Genomic DNA, 17,498 nt, shown 5'->3' on the forward strand with positions numbered 1-17,498 from the left:
CGTGATTTATCGCGCAATAAATGGCGCCGCTACGGATATGTGCAGCCATATGGCCGCACATCAGTATCAGAGTGAGATTGGGAACATCGCACCCAACACCATCGCGCCCAAAATCGCGCCGCCGGTAATAGGCTTATTCCACAGGTAGAACAGCAGCGCCCCCACCAGCGAACCGAGACCAATAGGAATCGACGCCGCCATGGCAGAAAGGATAATCAGCGGCCCGAGGAAACGGCCCGATGCGTTACCCGCGCCCATCATCACGTCTGCGCCGTAGGTTGAGTCGCTCTGGTTGATGGTGAACTTACGCGCCAGGATGATCAGATAACCTATCGCTAAGCCCACCACCAAACCCGTAGCCAGCGATGCGGCAAAGTTGGCGACCGGGAACACAATGCCAGCACCGAGCAGCAGCGCAGGCACGCCGAGGCCGACGCCGGTCTGGATCGCGCCGCCAATATCGAGAATCCCCACTAGCGAACCTTCGATAATGCGTGCAAACAGGAAGCTGGCACCAAACGCCGCCACCGCGCCATACACGCCGGTTTCCATACCTGAGCGCAGCATCGAGACAAATGCCACTTCGTTAAACGCACCGATGCCGTACAGGTAATACATGTGCGTACCGGCAAATACGCCGGAGGAGAGCAGGCCAACAAAAATCGGGAAAGACCAGTCGGCGTACCAGAACCCTTTGTTTTCGTTCTCGTTCATGCTGATGGCTCCTTATTTGCCGCTGACGCTGTTGTGGATCATATCCAGCCAGCCCGGAATACCCAGCTGGAAGGATTGCAGCAGTTTCAGATCGAAACCGCGGAAGAAGCCGCTCAAGGCAAACAGCAGCACGATGGCAAACATCATCACCTTGGTGACTTTGTTCCAGCCGCTCTCTTCCACACCTTTACCGATCAGGATGCCCAGCACCAAACCCGGTACGGCGTTACCCATGATCAGCTGCGCCAGACCGCCAAAAATGGTGGCCCAGAAGCCGGATTTCTTACCGGCATCAATCGCTGCCAGCCAGAAGATCACTGGCATCACGGTATTCACCAGCAGGTTAGCCGCCGGCACCAGCACTTTTACTGCGGTAACCTGCAGCGCCGCCGGAACCGCAGACGCCGTGCTGTTAAGGAAGGCCACCACAATCATGCCGATGATGCCGCAGGCAATCGCCATGCGTTTCGGGTTGTGCAGCGTTTCCGCCACGTTGCGGTTTTTCACCATCAGTGCCGCCGCGCCCCAGTTCGGCAAAATGCGGTGATCGACGTCCTGCGTGAAGGAACCCGCTGCCACGGATGATGCCCAGGCGTTAAAGAAGAAGCCGAGACCAAAGGAGAAGTGCGATGCCGGATCGCCTTCACAGGAATTGAGTTCTCCCAAGGTACGGAACGCGCCCATACCTTGTGTGGTCGGTGCGTGGAACATGCGCGCTGCGCCCGCTCCCACCCCGACGCCAACCAATCCGCCAATGATTAACGACTTAAACAAAATGATTAAAAACATGTCGTCGTACCCTTGTTGTCGTTTTTATTAAGTCGCTATGAAATCCACCTTGTCGGTGTCGATCACAGTGACGCTAACGGTAATGTCCAGCTCAACGCTGTAATTCCGTCGCTCACGCGCGAGGAAGAAGAACAAGAATTTTTCCTTGCGCACGCTCTCCTGCGCGCGCAGCACCCGCACATCTATGGGTTCAATGCGCAACAGAATCTTTTGGCTGGTGCGCAGCACTTGCTGCTGCACCTTGCTGAGCGCATCGGCAAAGGCTTTTGCTTTACTGTCGCCTTTGCCCTGCACCGTTACCTGCGTCTCGTATTGCTGTTTCATACTTAGCTGCCGTGTTTTTTAGTCCAGGCCTGCACCAGACGCTCACCCAGCTCTTCTTTATCCATAAAGCCGAAGCCCAGCACAGTGGCACCTTCATTGATGGCGGTAACGCCTTCGTCAATCGAACGCATCCCGTGTTTGGCTTTGTAGCCATATTTGTTCTGCGCGGTAATCGCACCGGCACCGCCGCTGCCGCAGAAGGAGATACCGAAGTCGGCGTTTTCCGCTTTCATCACGTCGCCCAGCTTCATGTCGGCTGCCACGCCTGGCACCACCACCGCACGACCACCGGCTTTCTCGATGCCCGCTGCTACTTTCTGACCTTTACCCAGACGATCGCCAATCACTACAGTTACCATGTTCAATTCCTCGCAATTTATGCTTCGTTCGATTTCGCCACTTCGATATGGACGGACAACAACCAGGCTTCCTCTTTGGGCAGATTGCCAAACAGATCCACCACCTGCTGCGCCAGCGCCATGGTTTCCGGCGAGATATCTTCAAACAGCTCAGCTTCTACTTCCGGTAGCGCTTCACCCGTTAAAGAGCGCGATGCCATCGCCCGGACATGCGAAGCCAGCATCTGCTGCTGCACGGCGTTGGCTTCGATGTGATGTGCGGCGTAGATCGCTGCAATTTGGCTTAACACCTTATCCGCCAGCGCCTGGATCGCTTCCGGCGTGCTCTGTTTCAGCGGGACAGCTTCACTCCTCACCTTGTTACTCCTGTTTACAGCGGACAATTACAGATATTTCTCGTTGATAAGAAAGTACGCTTTCGCCTTCAGGCTGTTGAGTCGCAACTTTTCCACCTCAAAGTGGAAATCCCGCGGGCGAGTGTGCGCCAGATCTCAGGACGCACGAAGTGTGCGAAAGCGGTCACAAAATGCGAGGATTGATGGAGTTATGCGGATTAAAGCGGAGATAAGGCAAAGAGGAATAAGGCCAGCCACGGGGCTGGCCGGGTTATCAGCGGAATTTCTTATGGTTGGCGTTGCGAATATCTTCCAGTTTCTTCGCTTCGGCCTTGGCTTCGTCCAGCTTGTTGGCTTGCGCCAGCTGATCAACCACATCGATCTGGGCAATCAGCGAATCCAGACCGGCGTGATAATCCTTGATCTGCGCGCTATCGGCCGCCTGACCTTCCAGTTTTTCCGGCGTGGATTGCTTAGCATCCGTTGCCGCCTGGCGCATCTTACCCAACGCGGTATGCATCTCCTGCGCGTCAGAGGTTTTCTTCACCACGCTCAGACCATCCTTGAGCGTATCCATATCTTTTTCTAAATCGGCTGCAAACACGCTAGCCGAGGAGAACAACAGCGATAACGACAACACTGCAATCACATGCTTATTACGCATTGGTATGTCCTTTTATTATTGTCGGGCCAAAAAAAAAGCAGCCTTGCGGGCTGCTTTCAAAAAGCGATGACTCTTATTGTCCGGCGATTTTCATCTCCGGCAGCAGCACCGAACCGCATTGTATATTGCTGCGGGTTTCAATGTCGTTACCGACGGTCACCATATTGAGCCACATCTCCTTGAGGTTACCAGCGATTGTGATCTCGCTCACAGGATATTGAATCTCACCGTTTTCCACCCAGAATCCGGATGCGCCGCGTGAATAGTCGCCGGTCATGCCGTTGATGCTAGAGCCCATCATCTCGGTTACCACTAAACCGGTGCCCATCTGCTTCAGCAGGTCGTCAAAGCTGTGGCCCTGACCGGCAATACGCCAGTTATGGATGCCGCCTGCGTGGCCGGTGCTCTGCAAGCCGAGCTTGCGCGCCGAGTAGCTGGTCAACAGCCAGTTCTGCAGCACGCCATCTTTAATGATGTCACGCGATTGGGTGCGCACGCCTTCGCTGTCGAACGGCGTGGATGCCAGGCCTTTCAGCAGGTGCGGATGCTCTTCAATGGTCAGCCACTCGGGCAGAATCTGCTTACCGAGCGAATCAAGCAGGAAGGTCGATTTGCGGTATACGCTGCTGCCGCTGATCATGCCCACCAGATGACCAAACAAACCGGTCGCCACTTCTGGCGCGAAGATCACCGGCGCTTTCATGGTCGAAAGCTTGCGCGGTGCCAGACGCGACAGCGTGCGGCGGGCGCACTCGGCGCCAACCCATTCCGGGCTTTTCAGATCGTCAAAAGCGCGGCCAATGGTATACGCGTAATCGCGCTCCATATTGCCGTCCTGCTCGGCTATCACACAGCTGGAGAGCGAATGGCGGCTGGAGCAGTAGCTCTGCAACATGCCGTGGCTGTTACCAAAGACTTTGATACCAACGTGGCTGTTGAAGCTGCCGCCTTCGGTGTTGGTGATGCGCTTGTCGGCCTGCAACGACGCTTGTTCCGCCTGAGCGGCCAGTTCGATAGCGCGATCGGCATCGATCTCCCACGGATGGTAGAGATCGAGATCCGGCGCGTCAAACGCCAGCAGATCGGGATCGGCCGGTGCGCCAAATGGATCCACCGAGGTGTAGCGCGCAATGTCGATCGCCGCCTGCACGGTGCGTTTGATCGCATCCGGGCTGAGATCGGTGGAGGAAGCGCTGCCTTTTCGGTTTTGATGGTAGACGGTGATGCCGAGCGCACCATCGCTGTTGAATTCGACGTTTTCCACTTCGCCATAGCGGGTACTGACGCCGATGCCGGTGGTTTTCGTGACCGCCACTTCAGCGCCATCGGTGCTGGCTTTTGCCAGTTCCAACGCCTGCGCGACAGCCTGTTCCAACACTTTACGTTGTTCTGCAACCTGAGTAGATACGTTCATCGACCTGCCGTCTAATCTTAAGTATGAATTGTTTGAGTCTATCAGACTCAGAGAACAATTTCGCAGTCGCCCGATAAACTGGTAGGATTAGCCTCTTTTTTTTGGGAGCCAAGAGATGACTAAGCAGCCCGAAGACTGGCTCGACGATGTGCCGGATAATAATGACGAAGAAGATGAAGAGATTATCTGGGTCAGCAAAAGCGAAATTAAACGCGATGCCGAAGAGCTAAAACGCCTTGGTGCCGAGCTGGTTGAGCTGGGGAAAAATTCCCTCGACAAGATCCCACTCGACGAACAATTGCGCGACGCGATTGAACTGGCGCAGCGCATCAAGAAAGAAGGCCGTCGCCGTCAGCTGCAGCTGATCGGTAAGATGCTGCGTTCACGCGATGAAGATCCGATTCGCCAGGCGCTGGATAAGCTGAAGAATCGTCACAACCAGCAGGTTGCACTGTTCCATAAGCTGGAGATTTTGCGCGATCGTTTGATCGAGCAAGGTGATGACGCGGTCGCTGAAGTGTTTAACCTCTATCCGCACGCCGATCGTCAGCAACTGCGCAGCATGATCCGTAACGCGCAGAAAGAGAAAGCCGCGAATAAGCCGCCAAAATCTGCCCGCCTGATTTTCCAGTATCTACGTGAGTTGGCAGAAGCGTAAGTTTTCTGCGGTTTTCCCCTCAGCCCCTTCTCCCGCAAGCGGGAGAAGGGGCTGACCGAGCTCCACCTAAACATTCCCTCGCCCGCTTGCGGGAGAGGGCCAGGGTGAGGGGAAAACCCGCACCATCACCGCCCTAACCGCTCCAGCAGTTTCTGGTGAATACCACCAAATCCGCCGTTACTCATCACCAGGATCGAATCGCCTGGCTGGGCTTTCTTCGCCACCATTTCCACCAGCGTATCGATATCCGCGCTCCACTGCGCTGGCTGAATGCACGCCTCAGCGACATCGGAAACCTGCCACGGAATATGGTGCGGCTGGAACAGGAACACTTCGTCTGCGCGGCCCAGCGATGGCGCTAACTCGTTCTTGCTCACCCCCATCTTCATGGTATTTGAGCGCGGCTCCAGCACCGCCAGAATGCGTGCGGTGCCGCCCACTTTGCTGCGCAGCGCCGCCAGCGTGGCGAGAATCGCGGTAGGATGGTGAGCGAAATCGTCGTACACCTTGATGGCGTTCACTTCACCGCGCAGTTCGAGACGACGACGCGCATTGATGAAGCTGCTCAACGCTTCACCGGCATCCACCGGTTTCACCCCAACATGACGCGCCGCCGCAATCGCCATCAGGCCATTATGCATGTTGTGCTCGCCCACCAGCGCCCAGTTCACTTCGCCGACTTTCTCGCCGTCGAGCCAGATCTCCCAATGTGAAGAGTCCGGCGTCAACTTTTTCGCCTGCCAGTGACCGTTATCGCCCACCGTTTCCTGCTCGCTCCAGCAGCCCATCGCCATCACTTGCTTGATGTTGTTGTCGTGCTCCGGCAGCAGGATCTTGCCCTGGCCCGGCACGATACGGATCAAATGATGGAACTGCTTCTGGATGGCGCGCAGATCGTCAAAGATATCCGCGTGATCGAATTCGAGGTTGTTGAGGATCAGCGTGCGCGGGCAGTAATGCACAAACTTGGAACGCTTGTCGAAGAACGCGCTGTCGTACTCATCCGCTTCGATGACGAAGAATGGACTTTTTCCTAATTTTGCCGAAACCTCGAAGTTTCCTGGCACACCACCGATGATAAAGCCCGGTTCCAGGCCGCAGGCCTCGAGAATCCACGCTGCCATGCCGGCTGTGGTGGTTTTGCCGTGGGTTCCCGCCACCGCCAGCACCCAACGATCGCGCAGGACGAAATCGTGCAGCCATTGCGGGCCGGAGAGGTAGGGAATGTTGCGTTCCAGTACCGCTTCGACACAAGGATTGCCGCGCGTCATCGCGTTACCAATGATCACCAGATCCGGTTGCGGATCGAGCTGGCTGGCATCGTAACCTTCAGTCAATTCAATGCCTTGCTGTTCCAGCAACGTGCTCATCGGCGGATAGACATTGGCGTCTGAGCCGGTCACTTCGTGTCCCAGCGAGCGCGCCAGCATCGCCAGTCCGCCCATGAAAGTGCCACAAATCCCGAGGATGTGAATACGCATAAAGAGATCCATTACTCAAAAGTTCGGCGCACAGTGTAACGCCGAGTTGAGAGGGAAGAAACGGATTAGGACTATGGTTTTTAAAGTTCAATCGGCTAAACTGCGCTCATACGTTGGTAGCTTGTTACAGCTGCTGCCACTCCATCGTAGATGCAGGGAATGTGTTATGAAAACGTTAGGCGAATTCATCGTCGAGAAGCAACACGACTTTCCACACGCCACAGGTGAACTGACGGCGCTGATTTCTTCCATTAAGCTTGGCGCTAAAATTATCCACCGCGACATCAACAAAGCGGGTCTGGTGGATATTCTGGGTGCCAGCGGCGTGGAAAACGTGCAGGGTGAGCAGCAGATGAAGCTTGATCTGTTTGCCAACGAAAAGCTGAAAGCCGCCCTGAAAGCACGCGGCGTGGTGGCCGGTATCGCGTCGGAAGAAGAAGACGAGTTCGTCATCTTTGAAGGCTCTGAGAATGGCAAATACGTTGTATTAATGGATCCGCTGGACGGTTCTTCAAACATCGACGTTAACGTTTCCGTCGGCACCATTTTCTCTATCTACCATCGCATCAGCGAGCCGGGCACGCCAATCACCGAAGCCGACTTCATGCAGCCGGGCAACAAGCAGGTTGCCGCGGGTTACGTGGTTTACGGTTCTTCGACCATGATGGTTTACACCACCGGCGTGGGCGTGCATGCGTTTACTTACGATCCGTCGCTCGGCGTATTCTGCCTGAGCCACGAGCGCATGACCTTCCCGGAGAAGGGTTACACCTACTCGATCAACGAAGGTAACTACATTCGCTTCCCGCAGGGTGTGAAGAAATACCTGAAGTTCTGCCAGGAAGAAGATATCGCCACCAAGCGCCCGTATACCTCGCGCTACATTGGTTCACTGGTGGCCGACTTCCACCGTAACCTGCTGAAAGGCGGCATCTATCTCTATCCAAGCACCGCCAGCCACCCGAAAGGCAAGCTGCGTCTGCTGTACGAATGCAACCCAATGGCCTTCCTGGCGGAGCAAGCGGGCGGTAAAGCCAGCGATGGTGCCAATCGCATCCTCGACATCCAGCCAGAAACGCTGCATCAGCGCTGCCCGTTCTTCTGCGGCAACGACGCAATGGTGGGCGACGTTGAACGCTTTATCCGTGAATATCCTGACGACCATTCAGCCTAAGTCTTTTCCCGCTGTGCAAAGCCCGCCTCCGTGCGGGCTTTTTTGTTGCTGCCTACGAAGGCAGCGCCGCGACTACGCGGAATTGCGCCATCGAATCCTGCAACTGCTGCGACTGCGCTTCCAGCGATTGGGTGGCAGCGCTGGCTTCTTCGACTAACGCGGCGTTCTGCTGCGCGGCTTCATCCATTTGCGTCACCGCCTGATTTACCTGCTCAATACCGCGACTCTGCTCTTCCGAAGCAATGGAGATCTCTTTCATCAGCGTAGTCACGCGCATCACTTCGCTGGAGATCTCATCCATGGTTTCACCGGCGCGCGTGGCCATATCGCTGCCCTCTTGCACCCGCGTCTGCGATTCTGCGATGAGCTCGCGGATCTCTTTGGCGGCGGTGGCGCTGCGACCAGCCAGCGTGCGCACTTCATTAGCGACCACGGCAAAACCGCGCCCTTGTTCACCGGCTCGCGCGGCTTCAACCGCAGCGTTCAGTGCCAGGATGTTGGTCTGGAAGGCAATGCCATCAATCACGCTGAGGATGTCGCCAATGCGATTGGCGCTTTGGGTGATCTCCTGCATCTTCTCCATCACGTAGCCGACCACTTCGGCACCGCGATCGGCACTGTCGGAGACATTGCTGGCGAGCTGATTGGCCTCTTTGGCGTTGCTGGCATTGAGACGCACGGTGGCGGTAAGCTGTTCCATGCTGGCCGCGGTTTGCTCCAGCGAAGCGGCGGACTCTTCGGTACGCTGCGAGAGATGCACGGTGCCCGCCGCTAACTCGCGGCTTCCCACGTCAATCTGCAAGCTGGCTTCGCGCACCTGACTGACCGAACTGCTGAGCGCCAGCTGCATATTCGCCAGCGCCTGATTGAGACGGCCTAATTCACTCTTTCCTGCTGCGGGCAGCGGCTGGGATAAATCGCCGGCCGCAATTTGCTCCAGATGCACAATCGCGCCATCAAGTGGACGCAGCAGCAGACGACGCAGCAGTTGCCAGGCAATGACGATCAGCAATAGCGTCAACGCCATCGCCACGCCAATCATGATTTTCATCTGCCACTCATTGTGTGCAGCTTGCGCCAGACGTGTAGCTGAGACTTCATCAGCATAAACGGCAAAATCATGCACGGCTTTCGCGTAGTTGCTTGCCAGCGTTGAGAGGTTGCCTTCCAAAACCTGGTAATATTCGTCGGTATACTGCTTTTGCAACGCATCCATCATCGGCACGATGGCGCCCTTATGATAGGCAGCGAACGAAGTAGCCACGGCATCGGCGAGGATTTTACCCTGAGCCGTTACCGTCCCGGCATCAATAAAGGCTTTCAGATGACGCTGGGAACTGGTGACATCCTCCTCAGCTTGTTTGGTGACGCTGGCGCCGTCCTCCAGTAATCCGATTTCGATTTTGCGCACGGCCAATGCGGCGCTGCCGCGCGCGCGCATGAGGTCGGCATTGCTTTGGTACAAACTGTTCAGTTCAATTCCCTGAATGCGGTTAATGGCATCCAGTGATTGATTGCCTGCGTTGATGGCAGAGATGCCCATCGCGCTGACTGCCAGCAGCAGCAGCGTCATAAAAGCCAAAAGCGTGAGTAATGCAGTACGAATTGATAGCTGTTTGAACATGATTATCCCCGTTTGCAAGAAAAGGCAGAAATCCGCTGGCCCTAAAACGGAAAGATTATCGGCAGTTGATCGCGGAAACTTTATCCATTGTTGATGGTCAACTGGCTGACGATCATCCAGACTTCATTTTTACTGAACTCTGCCCCAGCAAAATTTAAGGAATGAAACGATGAAAAAATGGCTCCCGATGGCGTGTTTGTTGGTCAGTGGTTTTGCGGCGGCGCAACAAAACCCTATCGATCAGCAGCTCGATCAGTGTCTGAATAAGGAATCCAGCACCGCCGGCATGTCTCAATGCTACGGCACCGCCAATAAAGCCTGGGATAAAGAGATGAACGCGCAGTACACCCAAGCGATGAAAAAATTAACCGGCGCACCTAAAGACAAATTGCGCAGCGCCCAGCGCGCGTGGCTGACCTATCGCGACAGTTGGCTGGATGCCAGCCGCAGCTATTTTGTTAGCAGCCAGGGCACGATGGCCGCGCTGTCAGTTGGTGCGCAGGGCGTCAGTCTGGTGCGTAATCAGGCGCTGATGTTGCAATCAATTAACAAAGGCAGTTGCGCCAACCCCGACGATTGTTGATTAATGTAAGCGTTTAATACGCTTAGCGCTGGCATCGGCCAGCGCGCCCATTAATCTGCAGGGAGAAACCATGGCTGCTTATGCCTCCACCATTATTCTTGTTTGCCTCGCCGTCCTCAGCTATTTCGTTCATAACAGCGCCGTTACCATCTCGATTCTGATCCTGCTGGCGATCAAGCTCACCCCGCTGTCGCAATTCTTTCCCTATGTGGAAAAACAGGGCATTCAGATTGGCATCATCATCCTCACCGTTGCGGTGATGGCGCCGCTGGCCAGCGGTACGCTGCCGGCTTCTTCGCTGTTGAAATCGTTCGCCAACTGGCAATCGATTATCGCGATTGTGGTGGGGGTTTTCGTTGCCTGGCTGGGCGGACGCGGCGTGAACTTTATGAGCGTGCAGCCGTCGGTGATTGGTGGGCTGTTGATTGGTACGGTGATTGGCGTGGCCTTCTTCCGTGGTGTGCCGGTTGGACCACTGATTGCGGCGGGGATCGTCTCGCTGTTTGTCACGGCGAAGTAGCGGGTTGGAGCATTCCGAAACGCCAAAAAGGGGGCATACTTTCAGAGTCAGTTGGCTATAATAGCCGTCACTCAACATATGACTAATGAAGGAAAGCCAGATGAGTTTGAACCAGGTGCCTGCAGGTAAAGAGTTGCCAGAAGATATCTACGTTGTCATTGAGATCCCGGCTAACGCCGATCCGATCAAATATGAAGTCGACAAAGAGTCTGGCGCCCTGTTTGTAGACCGTTTCATGTCTACCGCCATGTTCTATCCGTGCAACTACGGCTACATCAACCACACCCTGTCTCTGGATGGTGACCCGGTTGACGTGCTGGTGCCAACCCCTTATCCGCTGGTACCGGGCTCAGTGATCCGCTGCCGTCCCGTCGGCGTGCTGAAAATGACCGACGAGTCTGGCGAAGATGCCAAACTGGTTGCGGTGCCGCACACCAAGCTGAGCAAAGAGTACGATCACATCAAAGATGTGAACGACCTGCCAGAACTGCTGAAAGCGCAGATCACCCACTTCTTCGAGCACTACAAAGATCTGGAAAAAGGCAAATGGGTGAAGGTTGATGGCTGGGACAACGCAGAAGCGGCCAAAGCTGAAATCATCGCCTCTTACGAGCGTGCGCAGAAGAAATAAGATTCTTTTCTGCCACGCATAAAAAAACACCGTCCAATGGACGGTGTTTTTATTTATGCCTCTGTTTCGCCATCTCGCCTTAACCAGTCACCGCTCGCGATATGCGTGCGACCCGCGACTGAACGCTGATAGACATACAGCCAGGCACTGCCGTAAGGCGTCTGAATAAGCTGGCGTTTGTATTCGCCATTTTTGGTGCGCAAGGCATCAAGTTCGCCGAGCGTGCTGGCGTCAATGCGATACACCTCGCAATAAACGCTGCCTTCTCCTTCCACCACGCCCGGATAGTGACCCAGATTGTAGAGATCAAACCCCACAATCTGATGGTCGCCGAGCCACTGCGCATTCGTCATCCAATGACTGTTTCCCTGTTTGCGCCGTAAACTGCCATAGACAATTATTCGCATTGCTAAAACTCAAACTGATAGAGCAGATCCAGTGCCTGATCGAGACCCGACACGGCTTCTAAATAGAGTTTGGGCATCAGGCGATAACGCAAGGTTAAGGTCGCCAGTGAATCAAATATGCCAACACCGTATTTTACTTGTAGACCCGGCAACACGTAACCACTCACCTGCACCTGCTGGCTATCGCCTACGCCAGCGGTATCAACCGCGAGATTACTGACACCGAAGGTCTCGCCGATTTTACCCACAACCTGACCACTTTGCGCAACCCCCAATCCCACCAGCGCGGAAGTTAATGCGTTGCTGTCGCCATCGCTGTTGAGTCCCTGACCACGTAACAGGTAAGAAAGCGCTTCCTGCTGTGACATCGCCGGATCGGAGAACACTTCCACTTTCGGCTCATCCGCCAGCCCGGTTACCCGTAATCCGGCGGTGACATCGTCTTCAGTGGCCTCAGGATTACGGATCGCCTCGAGATTGACGTAAGGCTGGTCCGGCGGTCCGGCGAATTGCAGCTCACCTTTACGCACCAGCAGATCCTGACCATAAGCGTGGAAGCGGCCGGATGGGATGTTGATCTGGCCATTCAAGCCGAGGCCGTTTTTATCCTGCACCAGTTTGAGATCGCCATTCAGCCTGGCTTTTAGGCCAAACGCCGAGAGCCGCACATCATTACCGACGTGGATCACCAGATTGCTGTTGATCGGAATCGCCGCCGTTTTCGGCTGAATCGGCTTGAGATTTTGATCCAGCATCACTTCATCAGAGGAGACGCCGGTGGCGCTTTCCGGCACTTCCTGCACGGTAATGCGCGCCCACGGAATATCCACTTTGCCGTCGAGGCTGAACGCGGCCGGCGTGGCTGCAAACACCAGATCCGGCGAGACATCCATGCGCACCATTGGCGGCACGGTAACGCGGATACGGCTACCTTGCGCCGCCACGCGCGCGCGCCAGTTATCCAGCTGGCTCCAGTCTGCGTTGCCGCTCAGGTTAAGATTGCCCTGCGCCGTCTGAATCATGCCATTGAGCGTTGAGCTCATGCCGTTGAACACCATGTTAAGGTTGGCGGCGGTGAGATCGACCGGCATAAAGCTGCCGTCGACATCCACATCGCTCAGCCCCAACTGACCAAACACCTGCGGCTGCTGCAGCGTGCCGCCAAGACGCAGGTTGCTGTTCAGGTTGCCTTTGATCTTCTCGCCCTGCATCAGCGCCGGATTCAGCATTGCCAGCGAAATATTGCTGATGCCGATGTTGCCCGACAGCTGACGCCGATTCTCAGGATCGGCGATCTGCACATTGCCGCTCAGCTGGCCGTTGTTGACGATATGGATCAGCCAGTCAAGCTGTGCGCGACCGTTACGCAGCGCCGCATTCAGGTTCAGCGTGTCGAAGGCGATAGGCAAACTGTTGCCCTGCACGTCTTGCTCCACTTTCACGCCGCTGCCTTTCAGCGCTAAGGTGCCGGTTGGCAGCGCGCCGTCGGCGGTCCAGTTAACGCGCGCATCACCACTGAACACGCCGTTCAGTTTGGTGGCATCGGTGAGGAACGGTTTGATCATCGCCAGATCGAAGCGATTGAGCACCACATGCGCATGTCCGCTGGCACCGGCTTCAATCGGTTCCGGTACGCACAGCTGCGCGTTCGGGTTCTGCCAGCAGTGCGGCCCAATGGTGGCGGTCTGCTTGCTGTTGAGGTAATCAATCGCCATCGCCCGCGTCAGTCGCCATTCGCCTACCGGCGTGTCGAAACGCGTGTTGTTGAGATTGCCCTGCCAGCGCTGGGTTTTGCGATCAAAGCTGCCGTTCAGCGCCAGCTGACCGGAAACCGGTTCGCCCTGTACCTCGAGCTTCAGCTGATGCTGCTTTTCGTTGCCGTCGGCGTTCAGCGTTAACAGGTTCACTTTCAGCGCATCCTGCTGCAATTGTTCCACGCGCAGTTGCAGCTTACCGGCGATCTGATCGCTGGATTTCACATCGCCCTGTAACGCCACGCGACGGATCTGCAGCTGCTGCCAGCGCAAACCGGTAGCCGTGAGATCGGCCAGCAGCTGCGGCGCTTGTAAGGTGCCGCGTGCTTTGATGGTACCTTTGGCGACGCCGCCCAGGCCCGGCAGCGCGTTATCCAGCTTTGGCGCATCGATGTTAGCGTCGAGATTGAGCGTGTCGCCCAGCTCGCCCTTCACGTCCAGATGGTTGCGACCCAGCGCAATGTTAAGGCCGGGCACTTTCCACTGGTTGTAGCTGTTGCCGGTCAACGTACCTTTGGCGCTCACCGCGTTCTGCTTAACGTTTCCTTTCAGCTCCAGCTGCGGCACGCTGAGCTGCCAGGTTCCGCCGTACAAGCTGCCGCGCGTGGCAATTTTGCCCTCCAGCTTCGCTGGCCAATCCGGATACTGTTTGGCGGTGTTGATGCCGGACAGCGTCAATTCGCTGCGCCAGCTGATGGCTTTGCTCCAGTCCACCAGCGCCGTCAGATCGATATTGCCCTGCAGCGCCGCCACGCGCAGCTTATCAAGATTGAACTGCTGCTCGTTGCCTTTGCCGTCCAGCGCAATGGTGGCAGGCGGCACGCCTTCGCCTTTCACCGCAGTGCGCAGCGACATCACGTAATCGGTGGCTTTGCCTTTGAACTGATAATCGAGATTATCCGCCTGATACTGCACCGCGCCGGTGAGCGGCCAGCGCAGCTGCGGGCTGGTGAGTTTTAGCGCCAGCGGCAAACCAGCGACCGCAGGCTGCGTGGTCGCATCCAGCTGCGCACGCACCGGACCGGAAAGATTCAGCCCGAGCTTCAGCTCGTCACGCATCGCGCCTGCAAGGTTCATTTTGATCTTCTCGCCCTTGATTGGGTCGAGATTGAGCGTGCCGTTCAGCGCAAAATTTACCGGCCAGTTATCGGCCAACGTCGCTTCACCGCTGGCGTTCACCTGCCCTTGCGGCGAATCGACATCAAAGGTTTCCAGCTGGAGATGACGATCGGCGGTTTTGGCTTTTAACAGCAGACGCGTGATTGAGATGTCGGTATCGCCGGTGATGCGCAGCTGTTCGCCCAACAGTTCCTGCACGGTGATATCCAGCGGCAGCTGGAAGTCTGGCATCTCTGGTAATAGCGGCTTAGCGAACATCGCCTGCAGCGTTTCGCCCAGCGGCTGTTCATCCGGCTGCGGCTGCTGCACTTTTGGCTGCACCACCTGCTCATCAACCACCTTGGCCGCTTTCGGCAGCGCAATCAGCAGGCTTTGGATATGGGTTGGCGTCAGCGTCAGTGCGCGATCCTGCCACTGTAGGCCGCTGGTAAAGTCGAGCAGGGAAATTGCGGTGTCATCCACTTTAACGTTGATGTTATGCAGCCCGACTTTGCTGAGCGTGATGGGATACGGCGTGCTGAGATTGGTGCTGCCGCTCTCCTCTTCCGGCGGCGGGGCGCTGGCCGGTGCCATTTTTTTGCTATCGACCACCACGCTGACATCCTGCAGCGCGATGTCATTGACACACACCGACGAATGCAGCAGGCAGTTGAGATTCAGCGCCAGGTGGAAACGTCCGGCATCCACACTGACGCCCGGCATTTCATACTTCACGCCGCTTAGCGTTAGATCGCGCCAGCCACCTTCCACCTGTTTGATCGACAAACCTGGCACCCAGCGATCGGCGCCTTTCAGCAGCAGATGCAAACCCGGCGTGGTGCCCACCAGAAACGCGATGCTGCCCAACAGCAGCACCAGAAAAATACCGATGCCAATCAGGACCTTTTTCCACAGCTTCATAGTTCAGGCCCCAATCCTACATAAAATTGCAATCCATGCTCCTTGTCGTCGCCAATCGGCCGCGCGATATCAAACTTGATCGGCCCGACCGGAGAAGACCAGCGCACGCCGAAGCCGGCGCCGGTTTTCAGGTTGCTCTGCTTGATGTCGTTGACCGCTTCACCGGAATCGACGAACACCGCGCCCCACCATTTGCCGGTCACGTTGTATTGATATTCAAGCGAGCCGGTGGCCATTTTCGAGGCGCCGGTCAGCTTGCCGTTATCATCACGTGGCGATACGTCTTTGTATTTGTAGCCGCGAATGCTGCGATCGCCACCGGCGAAGAAGCGCAGATCCGGCGGCACTTTGTCGAAGTCGTTGGTTTCGATCCAGCCCACATTGCCGCGCGCCACAAAGCGATGCTTATCGGCGAGCGTGCGAATCCAGACGTTTTGCGCCTGCATGATGACGAAATCAACGTCCGAACCCCATGTGGTATCCGACACGTCGACCGAGTAGCGCTGCGAATCGCCCCACGTTGGCATCAGACCGCCGCGCGAACGGGTGCGGTTCAGGCTAACGCCCGGATAGAGCAGCATAGTGGTGTTGGTCACGCTGGCCTGGGTAAAGTGATCGAGGCTCCAGCGCAGGTTGATTGCCTTCTGCCAGCCGCTGCTGCTGTCCCAGTTTCGCGACATCGCCAGCGTGGTGGTATCGGCTTTGGTGTCGTTGAGATCGGTACGCTTCACACCGCCGGAGAAGGTGTAATACTGCTCCAGCGGACTTTTCAGCAGCGGGACTTTGTAGCTGAGATCGAGCTGCTGCTCCGGCGCAGAAACGTAGGCGCTGGCGGCCAGGCTGTGGCCGCTGCTGTTAATCCACGGTTTTTTCCACGTGCCTTTAATGCGCGGCCCGACATCGGTGGAGTAACCGACGCCGGTTTCAATGGTGTTTTCCACGCGTGGCGATACCACCGCATTCAGCGGCAGCACTTTGCTTTGACGACCTTTATCAAACTCAGGCGCGACCACCACCGAGTTGAACCAGCCGGTCGCCGACAAACGGCGGTTAAGTTCGGCCAGATCGCGCGAGCTGTAGTAATCGCCCTTTTTGAACGGCACCAGATTTTGCAGATAGGCTTCGTCGATTTGCGAGCCCTGGAAACCGACATCACCGAAACGGTAGCGCGGGCCGCTATCGTAATTGATGTCCCAGAAGGCTTCGCGCCGTTCAACCGAAACGCCAAGCTGGCTTTGCTTAAAGTCACCGTCGAAGTAACCATTACGCAATGCCAGGCTGGAGAAGCCGTTTTTAAATTTGTCATAGGCGCCGTGATTCAGCTGTGTACCGACTTTCGGCGTGCCCTGTTTGACCCAGGCTTGGTAATCCTTGTCGGTGCGGGCTTCACCTTCGATCACAATGGTGCTGCCGCCGATCTTGACCGGTTCGCCGGGCTTAACGTGTGCGATCAATACCGGACGACCACCTTGCAGCGGTGCCGGGCGCGATTCAAAATCGATCTCCGGTTCGTAATAACCCAGCGCCCGCAGGCCTTCTTTGATCGCTTCCGCAACGCGCGCGCGGAAACGGCCGTCGTTCGACACCTCGTCACTGCCGATGGTGGACAAGCGTGCCCTGACGTTCTTTTGCAAATCCCCGCTAAGACCGTCCAGCTGCAAGCGCACTTTGGCTGCCTCAACGGCAGGTGCAGCAAGCAACAGGCTGGCCAAACAATAAATATGAAATCGTGGCACACGTACTCCTGTTAATAATGCCGGCCCCTATTCCGCAGGGGCGTTTATTCTCTGGAAGGGTATCGCCAGCGCGCGTGTACCCATCAGCATAGCCGCTCTTTTCCCCCCACTGGCGCAAATTCAGCGACTAAGCCAAATTGTGACCTATTGTGGGTAAATGTGCTAAACGATACAACAACCAAGGCGATTCTTAAGCTCGCGAATGACGTTCACTCAGATTAATCCGACCCCCTGATGCGCGCCTATAGCGGCATGATAAGCGCTGCTGCTATAATCAGCGACCAGCAGGCCTCGCCTGCACCCTTTCTGCCC

General features: G+C 56.3%; 17 protein-coding genes. 5 read left to right on the forward strand and 12 right to left on the reverse strand.

From position 1 onward, the window contains the following. Positions 1-66: 66 nt before the first annotated feature. From PO881_RS16845 to pmbA, 7 genes are all read right to left on the reverse strand, one after another. Positions 67-714, reverse strand: a complete 648-nt coding sequence (locus tag PO881_RS16845) for a DUF4310 family protein (protein WP_064738408.1) — start codon at positions 712-714, stop codon at positions 67-69. Positions 715-726: 12 nt separating this feature from the next. Then, complete coding sequence (locus PO881_RS16850; RefSeq protein ID WP_101762892.1) at positions 727-1,503, reverse strand: DUF4311 domain-containing protein; 777 nt, start codon at positions 1,501-1,503, stop codon at positions 727-729. A 27-nt stretch (positions 1,504-1,530) separates the two neighbouring features. Continuing rightward, on the reverse strand, positions 1,531-1,827 hold the full coding sequence (locus tag PO881_RS16855; RefSeq protein WP_137386587.1) for a DUF4312 family protein: 297 nt from the start codon (positions 1,825-1,827) through the stop codon (positions 1,531-1,533). A 2-nt stretch (positions 1,828-1,829) separates the two neighbouring features. Next, the gene (locus PO881_RS16860) at positions 1,830-2,186 is read right to left on the reverse strand and encodes an SFCGS family glycine-rich protein (RefSeq protein ID WP_008103553.1); all 357 of its coding nucleotides are present in this window, start codon (positions 2,184-2,186) and stop codon (positions 1,830-1,832) included. 17 nt (positions 2,187-2,203) lie between these two features. Beyond that, the gene (locus PO881_RS16865; RefSeq protein ID WP_007892186.1) at positions 2,204-2,542 is read right to left on the reverse strand and encodes a glycine dehydrogenase; all 339 of its coding nucleotides are present in this window, start codon (positions 2,540-2,542) and stop codon (positions 2,204-2,206) included. A 253-nt stretch (positions 2,543-2,795) separates the two neighbouring features. Continuing rightward, positions 2,796-3,185, reverse strand: a complete 390-nt coding sequence (gene cybC, locus PO881_RS16870; protein ID WP_110867416.1) for a cytochrome b562 — start codon at positions 3,183-3,185, stop codon at positions 2,796-2,798. A gap of 73 nt (positions 3,186-3,258) precedes the next feature. Then, positions 3,259-4,599, reverse strand: coding sequence for a metalloprotease PmbA (pmbA, locus tag PO881_RS16875; protein ID WP_192236155.1), 1,341 nt, complete (start codon positions 4,597-4,599; stop codon positions 3,259-3,261). Positions 4,600-4,714: 115 nt separating this feature from the next. Here pmbA and yjgA point away from each other — a divergent pair, with 115 nt between their 5' ends. Continuing rightward, positions 4,715-5,257: a ribosome biogenesis factor YjgA gene (gene yjgA, locus PO881_RS16880; protein WP_101762888.1), complete on the forward strand. Its 543-nt coding sequence runs from the start codon at positions 4,715-4,717 to the stop codon at positions 5,255-5,257. Positions 5,258-5,382: 125 nt separating this feature from the next. On the opposite strand, the gene mpl is transcribed toward yjgA, so the two are convergent. After that, the gene (gene mpl / locus PO881_RS16885) at positions 5,383-6,738 is read right to left on the reverse strand and encodes a UDP-N-acetylmuramate:L-alanyl-gamma-D-glutamyl-meso-diaminopimelate ligase (RefSeq protein WP_137386589.1); all 1,356 of its coding nucleotides are present in this window, start codon (positions 6,736-6,738) and stop codon (positions 5,383-5,385) included. Positions 6,739-6,904: 166 nt separating this feature from the next. Between mpl and fbp the strand changes: the two genes are divergently transcribed. Then, entirely contained in the window at positions 6,905-7,912 is a 1,008-nt protein-coding gene (gene fbp, locus PO881_RS16890; protein WP_008103565.1) for a class 1 fructose-bisphosphatase, read from the forward strand. A gap of 52 nt (positions 7,913-7,964) precedes the next feature. On the opposite strand, the gene PO881_RS16895 is transcribed toward fbp, so the two are convergent. Further along, positions 7,965-9,536, reverse strand: coding sequence for a methyl-accepting chemotaxis protein (locus PO881_RS16895; RefSeq protein ID WP_192412243.1), 1,572 nt, complete (start codon positions 9,534-9,536; stop codon positions 7,965-7,967). Between the two features lie 169 nt (positions 9,537-9,705). On the opposite strand from PO881_RS16895, the gene PO881_RS16900 reads away from it, so the two are divergent. The 3 genes from PO881_RS16900 to ppa all read left to right on the forward strand — a co-directional run bounded on the left by PO881_RS16900 (position 9,706) and on the right by ppa (position 11,270). After that, positions 9,706-10,119, forward strand: a complete 414-nt coding sequence (locus PO881_RS16900) for a lysozyme inhibitor LprI family protein (protein WP_101762885.1) — start codon at positions 9,706-9,708, stop codon at positions 10,117-10,119. Positions 10,120-10,189: 70 nt separating this feature from the next. After that, complete coding sequence (locus PO881_RS16905) at positions 10,190-10,639, forward strand: DUF441 domain-containing protein (protein WP_008103576.1); 450 nt, start codon at positions 10,190-10,192, stop codon at positions 10,637-10,639. 100 nt (positions 10,640-10,739) lie between these two features. Further along, positions 10,740-11,270, forward strand: a complete 531-nt coding sequence (gene ppa, locus PO881_RS16910; protein ID WP_007892166.1) for an inorganic diphosphatase — start codon at positions 10,740-10,742, stop codon at positions 11,268-11,270. A gap of 53 nt (positions 11,271-11,323) precedes the next feature. On the opposite strand, the gene PO881_RS16915 is transcribed toward ppa, so the two are convergent. The 3 genes from PO881_RS16915 to PO881_RS16925 are packed head-to-tail and all read right to left on the reverse strand — an operon-like array spanning position 11,324 to position 17,186. Continuing rightward, a complete protein-coding gene (locus tag PO881_RS16915; RefSeq protein ID WP_101762883.1) occupies positions 11,324-11,677 on the reverse strand; it encodes a gamma-glutamylcyclotransferase in 354 nt (117 codons plus the stop codon). 2 nt (positions 11,678-11,679) lie between these two features. Continuing rightward, positions 11,680-15,450, reverse strand: a complete 3,771-nt coding sequence (locus PO881_RS16920) for a translocation/assembly module TamB domain-containing protein (protein ID WP_280172130.1) — start codon at positions 15,448-15,450, stop codon at positions 11,680-11,682. Beyond that, positions 15,447-17,186, reverse strand: coding sequence for an autotransporter assembly complex family protein (locus PO881_RS16925; protein WP_280172131.1), 1,740 nt, complete (start codon positions 17,184-17,186; stop codon positions 15,447-15,449). Before PO881_RS16925 ends, PO881_RS16920 begins: the two co-directional genes overlap by 4 nt. Positions 17,187-17,498 lie beyond the last annotated feature (312 nt).

It is taken from the genome of Pantoea sp. SS70 (genome assembly GCF_029866845.1).
Lineage (GTDB): Bacteria > Pseudomonadota > Gammaproteobacteria > Enterobacterales > Enterobacteriaceae > Pantoea > Pantoea leporis.

What these genes read in the sequence shown, in the direction of transcription:
- PO881_RS16845 (WP_064738408.1), bottom strand. Translation starts at nt 714, where the DNA reads ATGAACGAGAACGAAAACAAAGGGTTCTGGTACGCCGACTGGTCTTTC.
- PO881_RS16850 (WP_101762892.1), bottom strand. Translation starts at nt 1,503, where the DNA reads ATGTTTTTAATCATTTTGTTTAAGTCGTTAATCATTGGCGGATTGGTT.
- PO881_RS16855 (WP_137386587.1), bottom strand. Translation starts at nt 1,827, where the DNA reads ATGAAACAGCAATACGAGACGCAGGTAACGGTGCAGGGCAAAGGCGAC.
- PO881_RS16860 (WP_008103553.1), bottom strand. Translation starts at nt 2,186, where the DNA reads ATGGTAACTGTAGTGATTGGCGATCGTCTGGGTAAAGGTCAGAAAGTA.
- cybC (WP_110867416.1), bottom strand. Translation starts at nt 3,185, where the DNA reads ATGCGTAATAAGCATGTGATTGCAGTGTTGTCGTTATCGCTGTTGTTC.
- pmbA (WP_192236155.1), bottom strand. Translation starts at nt 4,599, where the DNA reads ATGAACGTATCTACTCAGGTTGCAGAACAACGTAAAGTGTTGGAACAG.
- yjgA (WP_101762888.1), top strand. Translation starts at nt 4,715, where the DNA reads ATGACTAAGCAGCCCGAAGACTGGCTCGACGATGTGCCGGATAATAAT.
- mpl (WP_137386589.1), bottom strand. Translation starts at nt 6,738, where the DNA reads ATGCGTATTCACATCCTCGGGATTTGTGGCACTTTCATGGGCGGACTG.
- fbp (WP_008103565.1), top strand. Translation starts at nt 6,905, where the DNA reads ATGAAAACGTTAGGCGAATTCATCGTCGAGAAGCAACACGACTTTCCA.
- PO881_RS16895 (WP_192412243.1), bottom strand. Translation starts at nt 9,536, where the DNA reads ATGTTCAAACAGCTATCAATTCGTACTGCATTACTCACGCTTTTGGCT.
- PO881_RS16900 (WP_101762885.1), top strand. Translation starts at nt 9,706, where the DNA reads ATGAAAAAATGGCTCCCGATGGCGTGTTTGTTGGTCAGTGGTTTTGCG.
- PO881_RS16905 (WP_008103576.1), top strand. Translation starts at nt 10,190, where the DNA reads ATGGCTGCTTATGCCTCCACCATTATTCTTGTTTGCCTCGCCGTCCTC.
- ppa (WP_007892166.1), top strand. Translation starts at nt 10,740, where the DNA reads ATGAGTTTGAACCAGGTGCCTGCAGGTAAAGAGTTGCCAGAAGATATC.
- PO881_RS16915 (WP_101762883.1), bottom strand. Translation starts at nt 11,677, where the DNA reads ATGCGAATAATTGTCTATGGCAGTTTACGGCGCAAACAGGGAAACAGT.
- PO881_RS16920 (WP_280172130.1), bottom strand. Translation starts at nt 15,450, where the DNA reads ATGAAGCTGTGGAAAAAGGTCCTGATTGGCATCGGTATTTTTCTGGTG.